Origin of the sequence: Paraburkholderia sp. BR10936 (assembly GCF_040965735.1) — a bacterium.
Lineage (GTDB): Bacteria > Pseudomonadota > Gammaproteobacteria > Burkholderiales > Burkholderiaceae > Paraburkholderia > Paraburkholderia nodosa_A.
Map to the genome: position 1 here is coordinate 299,724 of NZ_JBFRCM010000001.1, position 22,000 is coordinate 321,723.

The following is a 22,000-nucleotide window of genomic DNA, read 5'->3' on the forward strand; positions in this document are numbered from 1 at the left end:
ATCCGTCGCACGGCACGCCGCCGCCACCCCCGCACACAATTGCTCACATCCCGTCACACCAGCGGCGTCTCGACCGTGCTCAGGTCAGGCATCCGGACGCTCGTCGAAGGTCTCGCGCAACGCAATCTGCATCGACGCGTGGATCCTCACGCACCAGCGCCACAGCAGCATGGTCAGCGCCGCCGCGCACACCAGCACGCCGACGAGGAACCCCGTGGGCGGCAGGATCGTCCCCGAGAGCGCCGCCACGAGCAGGAACACGCCGAACATCGAGACCACGGGCACCAGTTCCGCAATCACATGACGAATCGCACGTGTGAAGCGCCCTGCCTTCTCCGGTTGCACACTCACTTCGGCGAGCAACAGCGCGAGCGACTGCGTCTTGCGCCACACCGCCACGAGAAACGGCATCGCGAGCACGAGCGCGGCGCTCCAGAGCACGACGCGCTGAATGCGCTCGTCGCCGATCCAGTGTGCAAGCAACGGCGACGCGTAGCGCGCGCCATACGACACGCCGATGAAGATCGCCGAGACGAGCGCGAGATTCACGGCAATCTGCACGACGATGCGCTTCGTGAGCGAAAAGATCGTCGGCCCGTCCGAGCGCGGCACGAGGCAGCGCAGCCATTGGCTGTACATGCCGAACACGTTCGAGACGGCGGGCGGCATGGCGCGCGCGAGGCGCTGCGAGAGCGGATCGGCAATGCGGATGAGGTAAGGCGTGGTGAGCGTCGTGATGGCCGAGACGGTCACGGCGATCGGATAGAGAAACCCGCTCGTCACCTTCAGCGTGAGTCCGAGCGAGGCGATGATGAACGAGAACTCGCCGATCTGCGAGACGGTCATGCCCACGCGCATGGCGGTGCGCCCGTCGCGGCCCGCGAGAAAGGTGCCGAGGCCGCACGACACGAGCTTGCCGAGCACCACGGCAATCGAGATCACGGCGATCGGCCAGGCGTAATCGACCAGCACGAGCGGGTTGAGCATGAGCCCGATCGTCACGAAGAAGATGGCGGAGAACGCATCGCGCAGCGGCGCGACGAGATGCTCGATGCGGTGCAGATGGCGCGACTCGGCCATGACCGCGCCGATCAGGAATGCGCCGAGCGCGATCGAATAGTCGAGCTTCACGACCAGCAGGCAAAAGCCGAAGCAAAAGCCCAGCACCGAGACGAGCAGCATCTCGTCGTTGCCCACGCGCGCGATGTAGCCGAGCACGCGCGGCACGATCAGGATGCCCGCGAGCAGCGAGACCAGCATGAAGAGCAGCAGCTTGCCGAGCGTGATGAGTGCGATGCCCGGCGAAAGCTCGCCCGTCTGCGCGATGCCGCCCAGCAGCACGAGCATGGCAATGCCGAGAATGTCCTCGACGATCAGGATGCCGAACACGAGTTGCGCAAACGGCTCGCGCTTCACGCCGAGATCGGAGAGCGCCTTGACGATGATCGTGGTCGAAGAGATGGCGAGAATCGCACCGAGGAACAGGGAATCCATCGTGGCCCAGCCGAACGCGCGACCGATCTCGTAGCCGATCCACAGCATCAGCACGATTTCCGAGAGCGCCGCGACGATGGCGGTCGCGCCCACCTGGAAGAGCTTGCGCAGGCTGAATTCGAGCCCGAGCGAGAACATCAGGAACACCACGCCGAGCTCGCCGAGCGTCTGGATGGTCTGCTCGTCGTGAATGAGCTGGAACGGCGGCGTGTACGGCCCGATGATCACGCCCGCCGCGATATAGCCGAGCACGACCGGCTGCTTCAGGCGATGAAACAGCACGGTGACGACGCCTGCGAGCGCCATCACGACTGCCAGGTCCTGAATGAAGCCGATTCCGTGGTGCATGAAGGTCTTTCCTTACAAATAGCTATCGAGTCTGAGCATGTTACCCGATGCACGGCGTGAGCCAAATCGCACGCGAGGAAAAAAGCCGACCTACAATGATGCGACCCTTGCAGGCGCCGACCGCCCTCGGCGCCCTTCGCCGGCGGGCCGCCCGCCTGCTTTGCTGAACTTCGCGCAGCGCGCCGCCGCGCATTGACCGAGTCTTCCGCCGCCATGACCACCGCTTTTACCCCGTTCCCTCCCCTCGCCCAGCTCGCGGCCGATCTCGCCGCGGGCCGCACGACGAGCCGCGCGCTCGCCGAAGCCGCGCTCGAGCGCATCGCCGACCCGGCCGGCCAGGGCGCGACCGTCTTCACGGAGGTCGACGCCGAGCGCGTGCGCGCCGCCGCCGACGCGCACGACCGCCTGCGCGCGTCCGGCACGGTGCTTTCGCCGCTCGCGGGCATCCCCGTCTCGGTGAAGGATCTTTTCGACGTGGCGGGCGAAGTCACGCGCGCGGGCTCCACGGCGCTCGCGAACGCGGCGCCCGCCAAAGAGGACGCCACCGTCGTCGCGCGGCTGCGCCATGCGGGCGCAGTGCTGGTCGGCCGCACCAACATGAGTGAATTCGCGTTCTCGGGGCTCGGCCTGAATCCGCACTACGGCACGCCGCTCTCGCCCTGGCGCCGCGGCGTGGCAGGCGACGCGCGCGTGGCGGGCGGCTCGTCCTCGGGCGCGGCGGCCTCGGTCGCGGACGGCATGGCCGCCGTCGCGCTCGGCACCGACACCGGCGGCTCCATTCGCATTCCCGCCGCGTTCTGCGGTCTCACGGGCTTCAAGCCCACCGCCGGGCGCATTCCGAAAACGGGCGGCGTGCCGCTCTCCCCCACGCTCGACTCGTTCGGCCCGATCGGCAACACGGTGGCGTGCTGCGCGCTCACGGACCGCGTGCTCGCCGGGCTGGCGCCGCACGTGCCGGCCACGCGCCACCTCGAAGGCGTACGCCTCGGCGTGCTCACCCACTACGTGACCGACGACGTAGACCCCGAAGTCGCGGAAACGATCGATACGGCGCTCAAGCATCTGGATGCGGCCGGCGCGATCGTGAGCGAAGTCCGCTTCGCCGCGTTCGAGCGCTTCGCCGAGATCAACCGCATCGGCTTCTCGCCGATGGAAGCGTATGCATGGCACCGCGAGCTGATTGCGAAGCATCGGGACCAGTACGACCCGCGCGTGCTGGTGCGCATCCTGAAGGGCGAGCACGCGACGGCCGTCGACTATCTGGATCTGATCGCCGCGCGCGCGTCGGTCATGGCCGAGGCGCAGGCTACGCTCTGGTCGCGCTTCGACGCCGTGATCGCGCCGACCGTCCCCATCGCGCCGCCGCCCGTCGCCCCGCTTGCCGCCGACGACGATGTCTTCGCGCGCACTAATGCACTCGTGCTGCGCAACCCGAGCGCGTTCAACTTCCTCGATGCCTGCGCGCTCTCGCTGCCATGCCACCACTACGGCGCAGCGCCAGTCGGGTTGATGCTCGCCGCCGCGCCCGACAACGATGACGCGCTGCTCGCCATTGGCCGCGGCGTCGAGGCCGTGCTCGCGCCGCTGCGCTGATTTGAGCGGAAATCGCTTGAGCCCCCCTGCGCGCGGGCAAGGACACGTCCGCGCCGCGCGCAACCTTCGCGCTAGAATCCCGTCACGCCGTCGCAGCCGCCCGTGCGCTGCGCCAGATAACCCGAACGAACGAGCCTCATGAACGACGATAACGCGCTGTTGCGCCGCGAGCGCGGCCTGCTGGTCCTCCTTGGCCTGATCTGCCTCGCGCTCCTGGGCGGCGCCCTGTACTTCCAGTATGTCGAGCATCAGGACCCGTGCCCGCTGTGTATCCTGGGGCGCTATTTCCTGATCCTGATTGCGGTCTTCGCCTTTCTCGGCGCGCGTATGACGAGCTGGCGCGGCGTGCGCGTGCTCGAAGCGCTCGTGGTGCTTTCGGCGGCAGGCGGCGCGGTCGCGTCCGCGAAGCTCGTCTGGGTGCAGGCGTTCCCCAACTACAGCTGCGGTTTCGACACGCTGCAGCCCGTTGTCGATAGCCTGCCTTTCGCGCACTGGCTGCCAGGCGTGTTCAAGGTCCAGGGTCTTTGCGAAACCACCTATCCGCCGACGCTCGGCCTGACCATGCCGGTGTGGTCGCTGCTCGCCTTCATCATCGTGTTCCTGGCCGTGATCCTGAGCCTGTGGCGCAACCGGCGCCGCCAGGTGTCGTGGCCCGGCATCCGCCGCTGACCGGTCAAAGGGCGCACCGCGCCATTTCAGGCTCCGCCGGCTCTTCAAACGCTTGCGCCGCCCAGCCATCGGGCGGCCCGCCCGCCAGCGCGAGGCGAGCGTGAGCCTTGCACCGTAGCATCGAATCGCGCACGACTTGCGCACCTTCCCCGGCCATCCGGGCGCGATTGCCGCAAGCAACGGCGTTGCGCCGCCGTGCGCGCTGTGACGGTGTCATGACCCAAGTCACATAACCCCCATCTTGCGGGGGAAATACTTTCCTGCGGCAAGCGGTGCTATCTTCGGAACTGGATGGCGATCTACGTGCGCGAGGCCGGTGTTGGCGCGCCCCTCTCGTAACGCGCGCCTGATCCGCAATGTCCCCGGGTTCACCATGACAACGCAAACCATCCGCTTCCTCCACCGAGGCGCCGTGCACGAAGTGCGCGACCTGCCTCCCACGCGCACGGTGCTTCAGCATCTGCGCGAGGATCTGCATGCCTGCGGCACCAAGGAAGGCTGCGCGGAGGGCGACTGCGGCGCGTGCACGGTCGTCGTGGGTGAACTCGACAGCGAAGGTCATCTCGCGCTCAAGGCCGTCAACGCCTGCATCCAGTTCCTGCCGACCCTCGACGGCCGCGCGCTCTATACCGTCGAAGACCTGCGCCAGCCGGACGGCGCACTGCACCCGGTCCAGCAGGCGATGGTCGATTGCCACGGCTCGCAGTGCGGCTTCTGCACGCCGGGCTTCGTCATGTCCATGTGGGCGCTTTACGAGAACCAGCCCATCGGTGCGGGCCTGCCGACCCGCGAGGAGATCAACGAGGCGCTCTCGGGCAACCTCTGCCGCTGCACCGGCTACCGGCCGATCATCGAAGCGTCGCTGCGCATGTTCGACGAAACCTGCCATGCACGCGTGGCGCTCGATCGCGCTCGCGTCGAAGCGCAGCTGCGCGCGCTGCAGCGCACCGGCACCTTCGAATATCGCGGCCCCGACGTGCGAGGCGCCGCGCACGGTGAAAGCACGTTCTACGCGCCGCGCACGCTCGCCGCGTTCGCGGCGCTGCGTGCGGCGCATCCTGACGCGCGGGTGCTCGCGGGCAGCACCGATATCGGCCTGTGGGTCACGAAGCAGTTCCGCGACCTGGGCGACCTCATCTACACCGGCAACGTCGCGGAACTGACGAGCGTTTCGCGCGACGCGCAGACGCTCACGATCGGCGCGGCCGTCTCGCTCGAAGCTGCCTACGCCGCGCTCGCCATCGACTACCCCGAACTCGCGGAACTGTGGGCGCGCTTCGCCTCGCTGCCGATTCGCAATGCGGGGACGCTCGGCGGCAACGTCGCGAACGGCTCGCCGATCGGCGACTCCATGCCCGCGCTGCTCGCGCTCGATGCCACGCTCGTGCTGCGCCGCGCGGCGCACGTGCGCACGCTGCCGCTCACGGCCTTCTACACGGGCTACCAGCAGAACGCGCTCGAAGCGGGCGAATTCGTCGAAGCGGTCCGCGTGCCGCGCCCCGCGCCGACACTGCGCTTTCGCACCTACAAGGTCTCGAAGCGCTACGACCAGGATATCTCGGCGGTGTGCGCCGCGTTCGCACTCGACGTGCGCGAGGACGGCACACTCGCGAGCGCACGTATCGCTTACGGCGGCATGGCCGCGATCCCGCAGCGCGCCGCGCTTGCCGAAGCCGCGCTCACCGGCGCACGCTGGGACGAGGCCAGTGCGCAGCGCGCGATGGATGCGCTCGCCACCGACTATCAGCCCCTCACTGACATGCGCGCGAGCAGTACCTATCGCCTGAAGGTCGCGCGCAATCTGCTGTGGCGCTGCTGGCTCGAAACGCGCGACGAGGCCCCGCTCGCGCTGTGCGACGTCAACGCGTTCGCTTTCGCCGAAGGCGACGACGATGACCAGGGCACTGCAGCCGCGGGAGTCACGCCATGAACGATCAGGCCGAAGCGCTCGTCATGCGCCCGCAGCAAGGCGATGAGCACGCCCACGAGCGCGCGCTCGGCGCGCCGCTGCCGCATGAATCCGCCGATGCGCACGTGAGCGGCGAGGCGCGCTACACTGACGACATCCCCGAACTGCACGGCACCGTGCACGCGGCGCTCGGCCTTGCGCGCCATGCGCACGCGCGCATCGTCGCGCTGGATCTCGACCGTGTGCGCTCGTCGCCGGGCGTGCTTGCGGTGCTCACTGCCGCCGACATCCCCGGCGAGAACGACTGCGGCCCGGTCGTGCACGACGATCCAGTGCTCGCGAGCGACGTCGTGCAATATCTCGGGCAACCCGTGTTCGCGGTGATCGCCACGAGCCACGAGCTCGCACGCCGCGCTGCAGCGCTCACCGCCAGCGAAGACGTCGTGCGCTACGCGCCGCTCGAACCCGTTCTCAGCATCGAAGAGGCGCGCACGCGCCAGCATTACGTGCTGCCGCCTCTGCGTCTCGTGCGCGGCGCACCCGATGCCGCGCTCGCCGCGGCGCCGCATCGCCTCGCGGGCACGTTTGCCGTGGGCGGCCAGGAGCAGTTCTATCTCGAAGGCCAGGTGGCCTATGCGCTCCCGCAGGAGCAGACAGGCATGCTCGTCTACAGCTCGACACAGCACCCGAGCGAAATGCAGCAGGTCGTCGCGCATCTGCTCGGCTGGCCCGCGCATCGCGTGAGTTGCGAATGCCGGCGCATGGGCGGCGGCTTCGGCGGCAAGGAATCGCAGTCGGCGCTGTTCGCGTGCGTCGCCGCGCTCGCGGCGCACAAGCTGCAGCGGCCCGTGAAACTGCGCGCGGATCGCGACGACGACTTCATGATCACGGGCAAGCGCCACGACGCGCTCTACACGTACGAGGCGGGCTACGACGACGAAGGACGGCTGCTCGGCGCGCGCGTCGAGATCGCGCTGCGCGCGGGCTATTCGGCCGATCTTTCGGGCGCGGTCGCCACGCGCGCGGTATGTCACTTCGACAACGCCTACTTTCTTTCGGATGTCGAAATCGTCGCGCTCTGCTGCAAGACGAACACGCAGTCGAACACCGCGTTTCGCGGCTTCGGCGGCCCGCAAGGCGCGCTCGTGATGGAGGTGATGCTCGACGAGATCGCGCGCGCACTGGGCCGCGATCCGCTCGATGTGCGGCGCGCGAACTATTACGGCATCGGCCAGCGTGATGTCACGCCATACGGCCAGCGCGTGGAGGACAACGTGCTCGCACCGCTGACCGACGAACTGCTCGCGTCGAGCCGCTATCACGAGCGCCGCGCGGCCATCGCCGCGTCCAACCGCACGAGCCCCGTGCTCAAGCGCGGCCTGGCGCTCACGCCGGTCAAGTTCGGCATCTCGTTCAACGTGCCGCATCTGAACCAGGCGGGCGCGCTCGTGCATGTGTACCGCGACGGCTCGGTGCTCGTGAACCACGGCGGCACCGAAATGGGCCAGGGGCTCAACACCAAGGTCGCGCAGGTCGTGGCGGGCACGCTCGGCTTGCCGCTCGCACGCGTGCGCGTGAGCGCCGCCGATACCTCGAAGGTCGCCAATACGTCGGCGACGGCCGCCTCCACGGGCAGCGATCTCAACGGCAAGGCCGCCGAAGACGCCGCGCTCACGATCCGCGCGCGCCTCGCGGCCTTCGCGGCGGCGCAATACGGCGGCTCGCCCGAAGACGTCGCGTTCGAAGATAGCCAGGTGCGAGCGAACGGCACGGCAATCGCCTTTGGCGAATTCGTCGAACTCGCGTACATGAAGCGGGTGCAACTGTGGTCCGATGGCTTCTACGCCACGCCCAAAGTGCATTGGGACGCACGTACGCTGACCGGCCATCCGTTCTATTACTTCGCCTATGGCGCAGCGGTGTCCGAAGTGGTCGTCGATACGCTCACAGGCGAATGGAAGCTCGTACGCGCCGACGTGCTGCACGACGCGGGCCAGTCGATCAATCCGGCCATCGACCTCGGCCAGGTGGAAGGCGGCTTCATCCAGGGCATGGGCTGGCTCACAACAGAGGAGCTTTGGTGGAACCGCGACGGGCGGCTCATGACGCATGCCCCGTCCACCTACAAGATTCCGGCGGTGAGCGACACGCCAGAGGCGTTCGACGTGAGGCTCTATCGCAGCGGCGGCAACGACAACGTGGAACCGACGGTGTTCCGCTCGAAGGCCGTAGGCGAACCGCCCCTGCTGTTGCCGTTCTCGGTATTTCTCGCGATTCGCGAGGCCGTGGGCGCGGCGGTGCCCGAGGCGCGCGAGGCCGCGCCGCTGCGTGCGCCCGCGACGCCTGAAGCGATTCTCGATGCGTTGGACGCGCTGCGGGAAAACCACCGCAAAATGAACTGACCGCGCGAACCGGCCGGCGCCTCGCACACTCCAACCGCGAAGCGCAGCCCGCGCGAAGCCACGAAGACTAACCGGCGGCACAGGCAAGAACGTGCCGCCCCGTAGGGAGAAGCGCCAGATGCAAGCCTGGCTTTCCGATCTGCAGCAACTGCTCGCGCACGGCGACGCCGCCGTGCTGGTCACCGTTGCGCGCGTCGAGGGATCGGCGCCGCGCGAGGCCGGCACGAAGATGATCGTCACGCGCGAAGCGGCCCGCCACACCATCGGCGGCGGCCACCTCGAATGGAAGGCCATCGAAATCGCGCGCCAGGTGCTGCGCGACGGCATGCGCACGCCGCACGCGCGGCGCCTCGAGCGTCTCGCGCTCGGGCCGAGCCTCGGCCAGTGCTGCGGCGGCGCCGTGGTGCTCGCGTTCGAGCGCCTCGACGTGGCCGACCTCGGCTGGCTCGCCACGCTCGCGCGCCGCCTCGCGGCAGGCGCTTCGACCGTGCGTAGCGTATCATTTCGCTCCTCGCGGAACGGGAGCCCGGAGGGCGAAGGCACCGCGGCCGATCCGGCCATGCTGTCCGAGCCGGAACCGGGCGTGGAAGCGCCCGACTGCCTGCTTTGGGAAACGGGCGGCGCGCTGCTCCTGACCGAAACCATCGCGCCGAACGACTTTCCCGTCGTGCTGTTCGGCGCGGGCCACGTGGGCGCGGCCCTCGTGCGTGTGCTCGGCACGCTGCCCTGCCGTGTGCTGTGGGTCGATGAGCGCGACGCGGCGTTTCCGACGCCCGAGGCGTTCGCGCTGCTGAACGCGCCCAACGTGGCGATCGACGCCAACGACGCGCCCGACGAAGCCGTCGACACGGCCCCGCCCGGCACGAGCTTCATCGTGATGACGCACGATCATTCGCGCGACCTCGATCTCGCCGAGCGCATCCTTCGCCGCGGCGACTTCGTGTTCTTCGGCATGATCGGCTCGCACACGAAGCGCAAGCAGTTCGAGCACCGGCTCGCCGCGCGCGGCATCGATCCCATGCAGATCGCGCGCATGCACTGCCCGCTCGGCGTGGACGGTATCGTCGACAAGTCGCCCGAAGTCATCGCCGTGTCGGCCGCCGCGCAACTGCTGCAGGCGATCGAAGCGGCGAAGCGGGCGAGCGCGGCGCATGCCCCCGCCACCCATTCCGCGTGATGTCAAACACTGAAGAACCCATAAGCGAATCGAACCTAACATGACGATCACGACCACCGCGAACACCGCCGCCAACGCAAAGGCGCTCGTCGAAAAGGCCGCCAATGCGCCGAAGGCCGAGCTGCACATCCATATCGAAGGCTCGCTCGAACCCGAGCTGATCTTCGCGCTCGCGCAGCGCAACAACGTGAAGCTCGCCTACGACTCGATCGACGCGCTGCGCGCCGCCTACGCGTTCACCGACCTCCAGTCGTTCCTCGACATCTACTACGCGGGCGCGAGCGTGCTGCTCTCGGAGCAGGACTTCTACGACATGACGATGGCGTACTGCGAGCGCGCGCGCGCCGACAACGTCGTGCACACCGAAATTTTCTTCGATCCGCAAACGCACACCGAACGCGGCGTGCCTATCGAAACCGTGGTCGCGGGCATCGACCGTGCGCTTGGCGACGCCGAAAAGCGCGGCCTCACGAGCAAGCTGATCCTGTGCTTCCTGCGCCACCTGAGCGAAGCCGATGCGCTCGCCACCTTTGAAGCCGCGCGCCCGCTGTTCGAGCGCTATGCGCGCCTGATCGGCGTGGGCCTCGACTCGTCGGAGCGCGGTCATCCGCCTTCGAAATTCGAGCGCGTGTTCGAGAAGGCGCGGGCGTTGGGGCTGAAGCTCGTCGCGCACGCAGGCGAGGAAGGCCCGCCCTCCTATATTTACGAAGCGCTCGACCTGCTCAAGGTCGACCGCGTCGATCACGGCGTGCGCAGCATCGAAGACGCGGCGCTCGTCACGCGTCTGGCCGACACGCGCGTGGCGCTCACGGTATGCCCGCTCTCGAACACCAAGCTGTGCGTGTTCGACGACATGACGCAGCACACGCTCAAGGCCCTGCTCGACAAGGGCGTCGCAGTGACCGTCAATTCCGACGATCCCGCCTACTTCGGCGGCTACGTCAACGAGAACTACCGCGCCATCATCGAAGCGCTCGAGCTCGACGACGACGAGGTATACACGATCCTGCGCAACGGCTTCGAGGCGTCGTTCGTCACGCCCGAAGAGCGCGCCGCGCTGATCGCGAAGCTCGACGCGAACTGGCGTCGCGCAACGGCTTAAGCGTCGACTCAGGCGCAAACTGAAAAGCGGACTCGTCCGCACAGCAAGCCCCAGCCCGGGCTGTCACACGAATCCGGTCCAGCGCGCGAGCGCCGGACCGTGGGCCCTCGCGCGTGCCCTTCTGGCATGGGACCAGAGTAAGCGCTGAAGCGCCAACTCTGGTCGACACGTTTTCAGGAGCGGCACGCGTCATGCGGGGCATGCATTGGACGAATACCTGAATTTTTCGGAGACGAAGTTCCCATGACTCAATCGGCTTACCGCGCGAAACTGTTGACGTTCACAGGCGACCCTGCGCAATCGTCCGACGCCGCTGTCTTTGACGAGGACGGCGTCGTGATCGTCGAAGACGGCCACGTGGTCGCCTCGGGCGCGTGGTCCGCGCTCAAGTCGCGCGTCGATGAAAACGCGACGGTCCACAATCTGCGCGACAAGCTGATCGTGCCGGGCTTCATCGACACGCACATCCACTACCCGCAGACGGACATGATCGCCTCGCCCGCGCCGGGTCTGCTGCCGTGGCTGAACACATACACGTTCCCGACCGAGCGCGGCTTCGAAAACGAAGCGGTGGCGCAGGACACGGCGCGCTTTTTCGTCGACGAGCTGCTCGCCTGCGGCACGACTACGGCGCTCGTGTACTGCACCGTCCACAAGCAGTCCGCCGACGCGCTCTTTACCGCGAGCGAAGCGAAGAACCTGCGCATGGTCGCGGGCAAGGTGCTGATGGACCGCCATTGCCCCGAGTTCCTGCGCGACACGCCGCAAACGGGCTACGACGACAGCGCCGAGCTAATCGGGCGCTGGCACAACCGCGGGCGCCAGATGTATGCGCTCACGCCGCGCTTCGCGCCCACTTCGACCGAAGCGCAGCTCGAGGCGTGCGGCGCGCTCGCGAAGGCGCATGGCGATATCTTCATCCAGAGCCACGTGGCCGAAAACCCGGACGAGGTGAAGTGGGTCAAGGAACTGTTCCCGGGCCATCGCAGCTACCTCGACGTGTACGATCACTACGGACTCCTGCGCAAGCGGGCCGTGTATGGCCACTGCATCTGGCTCGACGACGAAGACCGCCGCCGCATGGCGCATACGGGTACCGTCGCCGCGCACTGCCCGACCTCGAACCTGTTCCTCGGCAGCGGTCTGTTCGACTTCGACAAGGCGGGCGAATCGTCGATGCCCGTCACGCTCGCCACCGACGTGGGCGGCGGCACCTCGTTCTCCATGCTGCAAACCATGAACGAGGCGCACAAGGTCGCGCGCATGGGCGGCCACCACCTCACGGCCACGCGCATGTTCTGGCTCGCGACCGCGGGCGCGGCGCAGGCGCTCGATCTCGCCGACAAGATCGGCACGCTCGCGCCCGGCAGCGAAGCGGACTTCGTCGTGCTCGATGCGCAGGCCACGCCGCTGCTCGCGCGGCGCACGGCGCGCGCCGAATCGCTCGAGGAGTTGCTGTTCGCGCTCGCCCTGCTCGGCGACGACCGCGCCGTGTTCGAGACCTACGCGGCAGGCAAGCGCGTGCACAGCCGCGACGGCGCGCGGCGCTGAAGGCCCCGCCCGGCGCGGGTTACAGGAAAAAGCGTCAGACTGCAATCCGCGCCTCGGCGCCGGACGCGAGGCCCGGCGCGTCGCTTACTGGGCGGGCACGACGATACGCGCCTATTTCGCCGGCGCGTTCCCCGTCGCGGCCGCCCCGCCCTGTCCCGCACCCGCCGGGGCCGCGGCTGTCTCGTTCGGAGCGCCGCCGTTCTTGCCGACCGGGATCTTGACCTCCGTGACCGTGCCATTGGCCAGCGGGAAATTCCCCAGCGCGCTCTGCACGAGAAAAGGCATCACGCGCACGAGCGAGGGATCGTCGCCCGAGGTGCGCGCCTGCACGTTATAGACCTCCTTGCCGCTCGCCTTTTCCGTGATGCGAATGCCTAGCGCATGCGAATACACGGGATAGCTCTGGTTGACGTAGGCGGGCTGATACGGTCCCCACGCGCCCCACGGGTTCCACGGCCCCCAGTACGGGCCCGGCCAGGGGTTGTAGAACACGGGCTGCGCGACCGTCACCGTGTCGGTGCGGCTGCCGTAGGCGAGGCCCACCAGATAGCGCGCCTGCGGCTCGGGCACGAGGCGGAACGCGTGCATGGCGAGCCCGTTGGCCACGAACTGCTCGTAGGTGCTCTGCTCGATGCTCTGGTTCTGCTCGGGGCTGCGTTTGAACGCGAAGGTGCGCGTGGCGTCGCTGCCGCCGTCCCATGCGGAGAAGGCGGTCACCTGGCTCGTCACGTACGTCGTGCAGCCGGAGAGCGTGAGAGCGAGCGCCGCCAGCATCAGGAGGGCGCGGCGGGTCCATCTGTCGTGCATCATGGTCTTCTCATAGCAGTGTTGCTTCAGTTGGAAAAGTGCAGTCGTGGGGGCCGCTCTCTCCGATACGATCGTTGCGCCGCGCTTATTCCGTATCCGCTCCGTGCGCATTGCGCGCCGGTCGTGTCTTGTTTTGCGCTCCGCCAGCCGCGCGGCAGGGCCTGATCATACTGACTCGCGGCCCGGCGCGAAAGTTCGGCGGCCGTGCCCCGACGGACAAAGCGGCCCGAGCCTTTGTACAATGGGGCGATCCGCCGCGCTCCCGCGACGGCAGGCAGCGCCCGCGGGCGCACACGCCGCCGCGGCCGGCCCATTCGATCAACACCGAGCGATCCCCCCCGATCCGACCCGCCCCTATCCAGACCATGTCCGATACCGCCACGCCCACCGTGATCCGCCGCGAAGACTACGCGCCGCCCGCGTTTCTGATCGATACCGTCGACCTCGAATTCGACCTCGTGCCCGAGCGCACGATCGTCAAGAGCACGTTGCGCGTGCGTCGCAATCCCGATGCGCAGCCCACCGCGCATCTCGAACTCATGGGCGAGCAACTCGAATTCATCGGCGCGGCGATCGACGGCAAGCCGTACGCGAATGTGCGCGCACACGAACACGGGCTCACGATCGAGAACGTGCCCGAAACTTTCGAGCTCACGCTCACCGGCGCGTGCGCGCCCGCCGCCAACACCACGCTCTCGGGCCTGTACGTGTCGAGCGGCAACTTCTTCACGCAATGCGAAGCCGAAGGCTTTCGCCGCATCACCTGGTTCCTCGACCGGCCCGACGTGATGGCGACCTACACGGTGACGCTGCGCGCAGACAAGACCGCCTACCCGGTGCTGCTCTCGAACGGCAACCTGATCGCCGAAGGCGAGCTGCCCGACGGCCGTCACTATGCGAAATGGGAAGACCCGTTCCGCAAGCCGAGCTATCTGTTCGCGCTCGTGGCGGGCAAGCTCGTGGCGCTGGAAGAGCGCATCCAGAGCGGCTCGGGCAAGGAAAAGCTGCTGCAGGTCTGGGTCGAGCCGCACGATCTCGACAAGACGCGCCACGCGATGGACTCGCTCGTCCACTCGATCCACTGGGACGAGCAGCGCTTTGGCCTCGAGCTCGATCTCGACCGCTTCATGATCGTCGCCGTGAGCGACTTCAACATGGGCGCGATGGAGAACAAGGGGCTCAACATCTTCAACACGAAGTACGTGCTCGCGAATCCGGAAACGGCCACCGATGTCGACTTCGCCAACATCGAGGCCGTGGTCGGCCACGAGTACTTTCACAACTGGACCGGCAACCGCGTGACCTGCCGCGACTGGTTCCAGCTGAGCCTGAAGGAAGGCCTCACGGTGTTCCGCGACCAGGAGTTCTCGGCGGCGATGTCGGGCGGCGACGAGAACGAAGCGGCGCGCGCGACTAAACGCATCGAAGACGTGCGCGTGCTGCGCCAGATGCAGTTCGCCGAAGACGCAGGCCCGATGGCGCATCCAGTGCGCCCCGAGAGCTACGTCGAGATCAACAACTTCTACACGATGACCGTCTACGAAAAGGGCGCGGAAGTCGTGCGGATGTATCAAACGCTGCTCGGCCGCGATGGCTTCCGCAAAGGCATGGACCTGTACTTCCAGCGCCACGACGGCCAGGCCGTGACCTGCGACGACTTCCGCCACGCCATGGCCGACGCCAATGGCCGCGACCTCGCGCAGTTCGAGCGCTGGTACAGCCAGGCGGGCACGCCGCGCGTGAGCGTGAGCACGAGCTATGACGAGGGCACGCGCTGCTACAGCGTGACGCTCACGCAGGGCTACGCCAACGGTTCGCCCGCCGCGCGCGAAACGCAGAAGGGCCCGCTGCACATTCCGTTTGCGATCGGCCTGATCGGCCCGGACGGCGCGGACCTGCCGCTGCGCCTCGAAGGCGAAGCCGCCGCGCACGGCACGACGCGCGTGCTGGAGTTGACCGACACACAGCAGACCTTCACGTTCGCCGATGTGATGGCCAAGCCCCTGCCCTCGCTGCTGCGCAACTTCTCGGCGCCGGTCATCGTCGACTACGACTACGGCAACGACGAACTCGCGTTCCTGCTCGCGCACGACAGCGATGCGTTCAACCGTTGGGAAGCGGGCCAGCGCCTCGCCACACGCGAACTGCTCGCGCTCGCCGGGCGCGCCGCCGCGGGCCAGCCGCTCGACATCAACGACGCGCTCGTCGATGCCTTCCGCCGCGTGCTGACCGACGAATCGCTCTCGCCGTCGTTCCGCGAGCTTGCGCTCATGCTGCCTTCGGAAACGTATCTCGCCGAGCAGATGACCGAATCCGATCCGGCCGCCGTGCATGCCGCGCGCCAGTTCGTGCGCAAGCAACTGGCAACGGCGCTGCAAGGCGAATGGCTCGCGGCCTATGAGCGCAATGTCACGCCTGGCGCGTACGAGCCGACGCCCGAGGCGGCCGGGCACCGCGGGTTGAAGAACCTCGCGCTCTCGTATCTCCCGGAACTCGACGACTCCGCGCAAGCGGTACGGCTCGCCACGGCGCAGTACGACGCCGCGAACAACATGACCGACCGTTCGGCGGCGCTTTCCGCGCTGTTGAACGTGCAGGCGGCCACGGGCGGCGACGTCGCGCGCCGCGCGCTCGAAGACTTCTACGTGCGCTTCGAGAAGGAACCGCTCGTGATCGACAAGTGGTTCGCGCTGCAAGCCACGCAACGGGGCACTGCGCAACGCCCGACCATCGAAACGGTGCGCGCGCTGATGGGCCACCCGGCGTTCAACATCAAGAACCCGAACCGCGCACGCTCGCTGATCTTCAGCTTCTGCGCGGCGAACCCCGCGCAGTTCCATGCCGCCGACGGATCGGGCTACGCGTTCTGGGCCGACCAGGTGATCGCGCTCGACGCGCTCAATCCGCAGGTCGCGGCGCGCCTCGCCCGCAATCTCGAACTGTGGCGCCGCTTCACGCCCGCACTGCGTGACGCGATGCGAGCGGCGCTGGAGCGCGTCGCCGCCGAAGCCAAATCGCGCGATGTACGCGAGATCGTCGAAAAAGCGCTGGCTTGATCAGACGAAACATAGCGATTCGGCGAACAACGCGCGGCGGCCGGGCAGCGCCGCGCGGCGATACACGAACCGGCCTTCGCGCCGGTTTTTTTGCGCATTTTTTCACGATTATTTTTGGCGGGGTGAAGCGACCCGTCGCCGCGCGAAAAGCCGCTCCAGCAAGCCCAGCGGCGCCCCGGCGCTTTATTTTGCGTGGCTGTGCGGCGGGCGGTCACAGTCGAGCGGGTAGAATTGCGACATCCCTAAGCGTATCCGGAGTACTGCAATGGCTTTGCAACGTCGCACCACCCTCACCAAGTACCTGATCGAGCAGCAGCGCCAGCACAGTAACCTGCCCGCCGACCTGCGTCTTCTGATCGAAGTCGTCGCGCGCGCGTGCAAGGCGATCAGCTTCAACGTCAGCAAGGGCGCGCTCGGTGACGCCCTCGGCACGGCCGGCAGCGAGAACGTCCAGGGCGAAGTGCAGAAGAACCTCGACATCCTCTCGAACGAAATCCTGCTCGACGCCAACGAATGGGGCGGCAACCTCGCCGCGATGGCCTCGGAGGAAATGGAAACGTTCTTCCCGATTCCGGCCAACTATCCGAAGGGCGAATACCTGCTCGTGTTCGATCCGCTCGACGGCTCGTCGAACATCGACGTGAACGTGTCGATCGGCACGATCTTCTCGGTGCTGCGCTGCCCGGACGGCCAGCAGGCAACCGAGGAATCGTTCCTGCAGCCCGGCACGAAGCAGGTCGCCGCAGGCTACGCCGTGTACGGCCCGCAAACGGTGCTCGTGCTCACGACCGGCCACGGCGTGAACTGCTTCACGCTCGACCGTGAACTGGGCTCGTGGGTGCTCACGCAAAGCGACATGCGCATCCCGGAAGAGACGCGCGAATACGCGATCAATGCGTCGAACGCACGCCACTGGTATGAGCCGGTGCAGAAGTACATCGGCGAGCTGAACGCCGGCAAGGACGGCGCGCGCGGCGAGAACTTCAACATGCGCTGGATTGCCTCGATGGTCGCGGACGTGCACCGCATTCTGAACCGCGGCGGCATCTTCATGTACCCGGCCGACAAGCGCGATCCGTCCAAGCCCGGCAAGCTGCGCCTGATGTACGAAGCGAACCCGATGTCGTTCATCGTCGAACAGGCAGGCGGCATGGCGACCAACGGCGAAGAGCGCATTCTCGACATCCAGCCGAAGAGCCTGCATGAGCGCGTTGCCGTGTTCCTCGGCTCGAAGAGCGAGGTCGAGCGCGTCACGCGCTACCACCACGAAGCGAAAAAATGAAAAAAGAGGATGGAAGGGCTTGCATAGTTCGCGGAGACTTCCTATAATCTTTCTTCTCTGATGCGCGCCGGAATAGCTCAGACGGTAGAGCAGCGCATTCGTAATGCGAAGGTCGGGGGTTCGATTCCTCTTTCCGGCACCAATGATTTCAAGCACTTAGCCCAGCCCTAACCGGTTGGGCTTTTTGCTTTCTGGAGTCGTGTAGGCACTGTGTAGGAATTTCCCGTCAACGCGAAGCGGTCAACCGGGTCTACGACGCATCCAGACCCGCATGCGATGTGCTGCGGAACCAGACATCAGCTAACGTCCTGCGCCCAGGACTTACCCCTACTCCGATGCGACCCGAATGCTTTTGGGACTCAACGGGACGCGAGCCCGAGAAAGTTGGGTCTCCCCCACCTTTCCCCCCAAAACAAAACATTCCAGCTCTCACAAATTGAGAGTGAGGCGCTGCGCTATAGTGGCTGCTCCGACCTCTACTGGAACTGCTCGGGAGCACGGCTAAATGAAGACTGTCGAGTTCTATACGCCTGAGGAAATCGCCGAGAAACTTCGTGTCAATCGTCGTACCTTTATGCGTACGATCTCGACACGGCCGGATTTCCCGGCGCCGTTCAAGCTCAGTAAACGGATCTTCCGGTGGGAGCGAGACGTGATCGACCAGTGGATTTTGCGGAACATCACCAGCCGATTCTGACGAGCGAGCGTCGTGCTGGAGAAAGAGGCGCGCTCAGTTCGGCAGGTGAAAAAGCGCCGACCTGTTCAACTGGGATGGATTCGTCGCCTGCCGCGCCGGTGGTTCGGTGCCCAGGTATTCGTAGCCGCGCTGCTCCATGCAGACCCGGTACGCCGCGCGCTGGTTGTCGATGTTGTGCTGTCGCGCGGCCGGATATCCGACGAGCGTCGCGCCAAGCAGGAACTCAGTAGCCTGATTCCCGCCCGACTCGGATTCGGTTTTCGCCTGGTCCTTGCAGAACAGCATGTCGCTGTTCATGAGCTCGCGGCTCTGGCCTTGTGAAGGCTTCACATAGCCGAGCTGGAAGCTTCCGCACGCCGTGCACAAAAGAGCCGCCGCGACCGGCGCGACCCATCCCAGTTTTGTCTTCATAGTTGCCCCTCCTACGCCTGGCATACCCCGGATATCGACATTTACTGCGAGCCACTTGATACATAACGGCCCGTAGTGGCTTCACGTGTAGCGAAACCATTATGGACCACCGTGGTTCACTATTCAACACCACCGTGGTCCATTATGATTTACGCATGACTCGAGAAGATCCCCAGATGAAAGTGCGCCTCCCGGTCGACCTCAAAGACCGGTTGGCGGAGCTTGCGGCAGAAAACGGCCGGTCTATCAACGCTGAAGTCGTGAGACGGCTTGAAGAAAGCCTGGCCTCGGAAGGCAAGGCGGTGCGGACCGTGAAGGTGGATAACCAGACGCTCGACCTGTTCGCCGAAAAGGTCGGCGAAGTGCTCGGCGGCGTGCTCGATGAACGCGACAAGCGGCGCAAGAGCCGGCTGTGAGTGGCCCCACAGCCGCGCGCCGGACGCTTTGTTCGCTACTTCCCTTGGTTCACCAGCGGCGCGCCCGTGCCAAGCAAGGTGGAGAGTGCTGCGGGCGAAACGCCGTTTGCTGCGAGGTTCTGGCCGGCATTGGAAAGCGCAAAGCCGCGTAGCGCTGGCCTGACGCCAAGCGCAGTCAGCGCGGCGCCGGGGATGCCGTGTGACAACTCGAGCATGGATGCCCACAGATCGAGCGGACTGACGCCTGGCTGAGAACCGATCCGCTGCGCGCTGCGCGTTGCCTGCGGGAAGGCATTGCCGACGCGGCCGATCGTGCGGAGCTCGTCGGTCAGAGGCCGGTCCTTCGCGATTTCCTTGCCCAGCGCTTGCGCCGACACGTTGCCGGACGCATCGTCCAGCGCCCGGCGCACCGTGTAGGCACGGGCAATACGCGTGCGCGCCGCAACGTAATCGCGATAGAGCTGCGCGTTGCCCGAGCTGCGCAGATTGCGCTCCACAATGCCGTCCAGTGCATCTGCCGCCTGCGATTGCGCGCGCGCAAGGCTCAACCGGGCCGGGTCGGCCGCGTTCTTGAAGTTGGCGTTGGCCTCGAACCGCAATTCCTTGATTTTGTCGATCGCCGCATCCGGCCTGAACGAGAACTGCGATAGATCGTCGATGAGGTTTTCGACCTCCCGCGAGCCGCTTGTGCGGGGAAACTGCTGCGCGAGCGCCCGCGACTGCCTGCCGAGATTGCTGATTTCGTTCAGATACTGCAGATCCGCACGAATCGGCTGGGTAAGGGCTTTCACGCTGTTGTACGCCTGCCCCTGCTGGCGGATAACCTCATCGATTGCAGCCGTTGTTAGCTGCCGGTTTTCCGGCAACCCGATCGCACGTGCCGCCAGCTGGTTCGTCACAGCCTGATTGCGGACCGAGGCGGCGCGCGCCATCTGGTCGCGTCCGGACAGTCCCTCGATGTATCGATTGGCCGTGGTATCCCGCAACTGCGTCGGGGGCACGCGATAGCCTGCGGCGCGAGCTTCCTGTGCGGCGGGCGAAATCTGCGCCGACGGTGCCGCACCGCCCATTAGCGTCTCTATTGGCCGCGTTGCACTCTCCGCAGCCCCGCCCGACAGCATCTGCATGCCGACGTTTGCGGCCCTCTCGCTCGTGGAGTTGGGCTGCGGCAGGCCCAGGCGCGTCATGGCATCCTCGAGCGCGGCAGTCGAACTGCGCATCGGCGGAATGTTCGTGCCCGCCAGCTTGTTGATACCCTGCGCGCCGAGGTTGTACGCTCCGATGCCTGCGTTGGTGATGATTTGCGGGATCGCTGTCACGCCCTCAATGCCGGCGCGCGCACCCAGCCCCGCCTGACGGGCAAGCTGCTGCCCGATCGAAGGCGCGGCAGGCGCCTGCGCCGCGGGTTGCACGACAGGTTGGGCAGAAGCAAGGTCAAAGCCGCCCGTGCCGGCCGATCCCTGATCGGCTGGTTGCGCGCTTGAAAGATCGAACGGCATCACTTCACCTCTTCAAGTTGTTTCCGGTCAGGCGACACGTACGCCATATTGCCGTGCGCGTCCTTCATGAGTTTCCAGCCCTTTGCGTTCGTGGCGGGCGGCAACGGCGCCTTAGCTACAGCGGGCGCCGGCCCCTGACCGGGCAGTGGCGCTGAACCGTCTGCAGGGCCTGCCGTGCCGCCGCCCTTGCGCATGTAGTCGATCGCCTCGCGGTACGTATCCACGCGCTTGCGCCCTTCCTCGAGCATCGCAGGCGCCACGCCCTCAACAAAGGACTGCGGTGTCATGTTGACGTCCGCCCACTGTTTGGCCTCAGCACGCGCCCCCTCGTGCAACTGCGCAACGGATGCCTGCCCGCCCTGCAGGATGCGGGCGCTTTCCTGCGCCGTCGCCGTCATGTAGTAGAACAGGCGGTTGTAACGCGGGTCACCCGTCCACTTCTCTTCGCCGCGCGCGATCGCGTTGACAACAGGCGATATATCCGACGATGGGATGTCCTGCAGCGCTTCTTTCGTCTTCTGGATGTTGAATTCGAGCTGGGAAACCGCCTGCACCGTCGCGCCCTGCATCTTCTGCAGTTGCTGCACGCTGCCCGTCGCGCCCTTGAGGTTCACCTGTTCGAAGGCGAATTCGCGCGCCGCGTCCTGCCGCGACATGCCCGGCTTTTCCTTCATGATCTGGTCGATTGCGTCGCTTTCCACCTGACGCCACAGCTCGGTTGCCTGCCGTCCGTAGCCGCCTACCACCTGCGTGCGCGGTTGACCTGCTCGCGCCAGCGCAACGAGGTTCGCGCGATCATCAGGCGTTCCCGTCGACGGCTGGCCGTTGCGCGACATGCCGTGAACCATCATGGCGATCGTCATGCGCTCGGACATCGCCTCGTGCTGCAGCTGCAAGCGTTCGTTAGCCATCTGCATCTGTTCGGCCGTACGGAGCATACCGTCAACACTGCGGCGCTGCGCGGCGTCCTGCATGGCAACGTGCCCCCACTTCTGGGCGATCATCTGCACGTTGCGCGACATCTGGTTGATCGACTGGCTCCGGTTCGTCAAAGCGTCCTGATACTCCCGGTCCGCCTGCTGCTGGACCGTCATTGCTTCCTTGAACTGACGATCGTAGGCGTCCGTCGCCTGCTTGGCCTTCGCCTGGTTGCCCTGCAGAAAGCCCGACATGGCGCCGTTCAGGGAATTGAGCGTCGTGACCCATCGATCCTGATTGCCGCGGATCGTCGAAAGCATGGCGATGGCCATCAGGCCCGTTGCGAACTGGTTTAGCTCCTTCGTGTCAACAGGCGATTGCGTCGGCCGTGTCGGCAACGGCACATCGCGCCGCTGGGGCAACGGCTGGTTTTCTGCGGACTGCAGCGCACCGAGGGCGGCGTTCTCTTCGGTTGCCTGGGCCTGCGCGTGCTGGGATTCAACCTGGTCCTGTTGCTGCTGACGCGCCGCGATCTGTGCGGGAGAAAGCATGCCCGCAATGCTGGCGGGTTGCGCCGGTTGCGATATCAATGGCGGTTGCGCGGCAGGCTGCTGCTGTTGCACCGGCTGCTGCACGGGCTGTTGCGGTTGTTGCAAGACATCAGCCATT

16 protein-coding genes and 1 tRNA gene are annotated in these 22,000 nt (G+C 66.4%); 12 read left to right on the plus strand and 5 right to left on the minus strand.

The features are described from left to right. Positions 1–84: 84 nt before the first annotated feature. On the minus strand, positions 85–1,842 hold the full coding sequence (locus AB4Y36_RS01415) for a cation:proton antiporter (RefSeq protein ID WP_069262658.1): 1,758 nt from the start codon (positions 1,840–1,842) through the stop codon (positions 85–87). Positions 1,843–2,055: 213 nt separating this feature from the next. Here AB4Y36_RS01415 and AB4Y36_RS01420 point away from each other — a divergent pair, with 213 nt between their 5' ends. The 7 genes from AB4Y36_RS01420 to guaD all read left to right on the plus strand — a co-directional run bounded on the left by AB4Y36_RS01420 (position 2,056) and on the right by guaD (position 12,245). Next, complete coding sequence (locus AB4Y36_RS01420; protein WP_368603978.1) at positions 2,056–3,435, plus strand: amidase; 1,380 nt, start codon at positions 2,056–2,058, stop codon at positions 3,433–3,435. Between the two features lie 138 nt (positions 3,436–3,573). After that, entirely contained in the window at positions 3,574–4,104 is a 531-nt protein-coding gene (locus tag AB4Y36_RS01425) for a disulfide bond formation protein B (protein ID WP_368682145.1), read from the plus strand. Positions 4,105–4,477: 373 nt separating this feature from the next. Further along, positions 4,478–6,034, plus strand: coding sequence for a xanthine dehydrogenase small subunit (gene xdhA, locus AB4Y36_RS01430; protein WP_368682146.1), 1,557 nt, complete (start codon positions 4,478–4,480; stop codon positions 6,032–6,034). Continuing rightward, positions 6,031–8,415, plus strand: a complete 2,385-nt coding sequence (gene xdhB / locus AB4Y36_RS01435) for a xanthine dehydrogenase molybdopterin binding subunit (protein ID WP_368682147.1) — start codon at positions 6,031–6,033, stop codon at positions 8,413–8,415. Before xdhA ends, xdhB begins: the two co-directional genes overlap by 4 nt. 118 nt (positions 8,416–8,533) lie before the next feature. Continuing rightward, a complete protein-coding gene (xdhC, locus tag AB4Y36_RS01440) occupies positions 8,534–9,592 on the plus strand; it encodes a xanthine dehydrogenase accessory protein XdhC (protein WP_368682148.1) in 1,059 nt (352 codons plus the stop codon). Between the two features lie 40 nt (positions 9,593–9,632). Beyond that, a complete protein-coding gene (locus AB4Y36_RS01445; protein ID WP_368682149.1) occupies positions 9,633–10,694 on the plus strand; it encodes an adenosine deaminase in 1,062 nt (353 codons plus the stop codon). A 243-nt stretch (positions 10,695–10,937) separates the two neighbouring features. Then, on the plus strand, positions 10,938–12,245 hold the full coding sequence (gene guaD / locus AB4Y36_RS01450) for a guanine deaminase (RefSeq protein ID WP_342948556.1): 1,308 nt from the start codon (positions 10,938–10,940) through the stop codon (positions 12,243–12,245). Between the two features lie 111 nt (positions 12,246–12,356). Here the strand turns inward: guaD and AB4Y36_RS01455 are convergent, their stop codons facing one another. After that, positions 12,357–13,055 carry a DUF4136 domain-containing protein gene (locus AB4Y36_RS01455; RefSeq protein ID WP_321929933.1) on the minus strand — a complete coding sequence of 233 codons (699 nt, stop codon included), beginning with the start codon at positions 13,053–13,055 and terminating at the stop codon, positions 12,357–12,359. Between the two features lie 362 nt (positions 13,056–13,417). Between AB4Y36_RS01455 and pepN the strand changes: the two genes are divergently transcribed. The 4 genes from pepN (at position 13,418) to AB4Y36_RS01475 (ending at position 18,087) form a co-directional block, all read left to right on the plus strand. Further along, entirely contained in the window at positions 13,418–16,108 is a 2,691-nt protein-coding gene (pepN, locus tag AB4Y36_RS01460; RefSeq protein WP_368682150.1) for an aminopeptidase N, read from the plus strand. 265 nt (positions 16,109–16,373) lie between these two features. After that, positions 16,374–17,390 (plus strand): class 1 fructose-bisphosphatase, encoded by a 1,017-nt coding sequence (locus AB4Y36_RS01465; RefSeq protein ID WP_069262667.1) that lies wholly within the window; start codon positions 16,374–16,376, stop codon positions 17,388–17,390. A 66-nt stretch (positions 17,391–17,456) separates the two neighbouring features. Beyond that, positions 17,457–17,532: transfer RNA gene (locus AB4Y36_RS01470), tRNA-Thr, on the plus strand. Between the two features lie 363 nt (positions 17,533–17,895). Next, a complete protein-coding gene (locus tag AB4Y36_RS01475; RefSeq protein WP_368682151.1) occupies positions 17,896–18,087 on the plus strand; it encodes a helix-turn-helix transcriptional regulator in 192 nt (63 codons plus the stop codon). Between the two features lie 33 nt (positions 18,088–18,120). On the opposite strand, the gene AB4Y36_RS01480 is transcribed toward AB4Y36_RS01475, so the two are convergent. Beyond that, positions 18,121–18,498 (minus strand): hypothetical protein, encoded by a 378-nt coding sequence (locus AB4Y36_RS01480; protein WP_368682152.1) that lies wholly within the window; start codon positions 18,496–18,498, stop codon positions 18,121–18,123. A gap of 155 nt (positions 18,499–18,653) precedes the next feature. Between AB4Y36_RS01480 and AB4Y36_RS01485 the strand changes: the two genes are divergently transcribed. Continuing rightward, positions 18,654–18,914 (plus strand): Arc family DNA-binding protein, encoded by a 261-nt coding sequence (locus AB4Y36_RS01485; RefSeq protein ID WP_368682153.1) that lies wholly within the window; start codon positions 18,654–18,656, stop codon positions 18,912–18,914. Between the two features lie 35 nt (positions 18,915–18,949). On the opposite strand, the gene AB4Y36_RS01490 is transcribed toward AB4Y36_RS01485, so the two are convergent. Continuing rightward, positions 18,950–20,413: a hypothetical protein gene (locus tag AB4Y36_RS01490; RefSeq protein ID WP_368682154.1), complete on the minus strand. Its 1,464-nt coding sequence runs from the start codon at positions 20,411–20,413 to the stop codon at positions 18,950–18,952. Further along, positions 20,413–21,999: a hypothetical protein gene (locus tag AB4Y36_RS01495; protein ID WP_368682155.1), complete on the minus strand. Its 1,587-nt coding sequence runs from the start codon at positions 21,997–21,999 to the stop codon at positions 20,413–20,415. Before AB4Y36_RS01495 ends, AB4Y36_RS01490 begins: the two co-directional genes overlap by 1 nt. Position 22,000 lies beyond the last annotated feature (1 nt).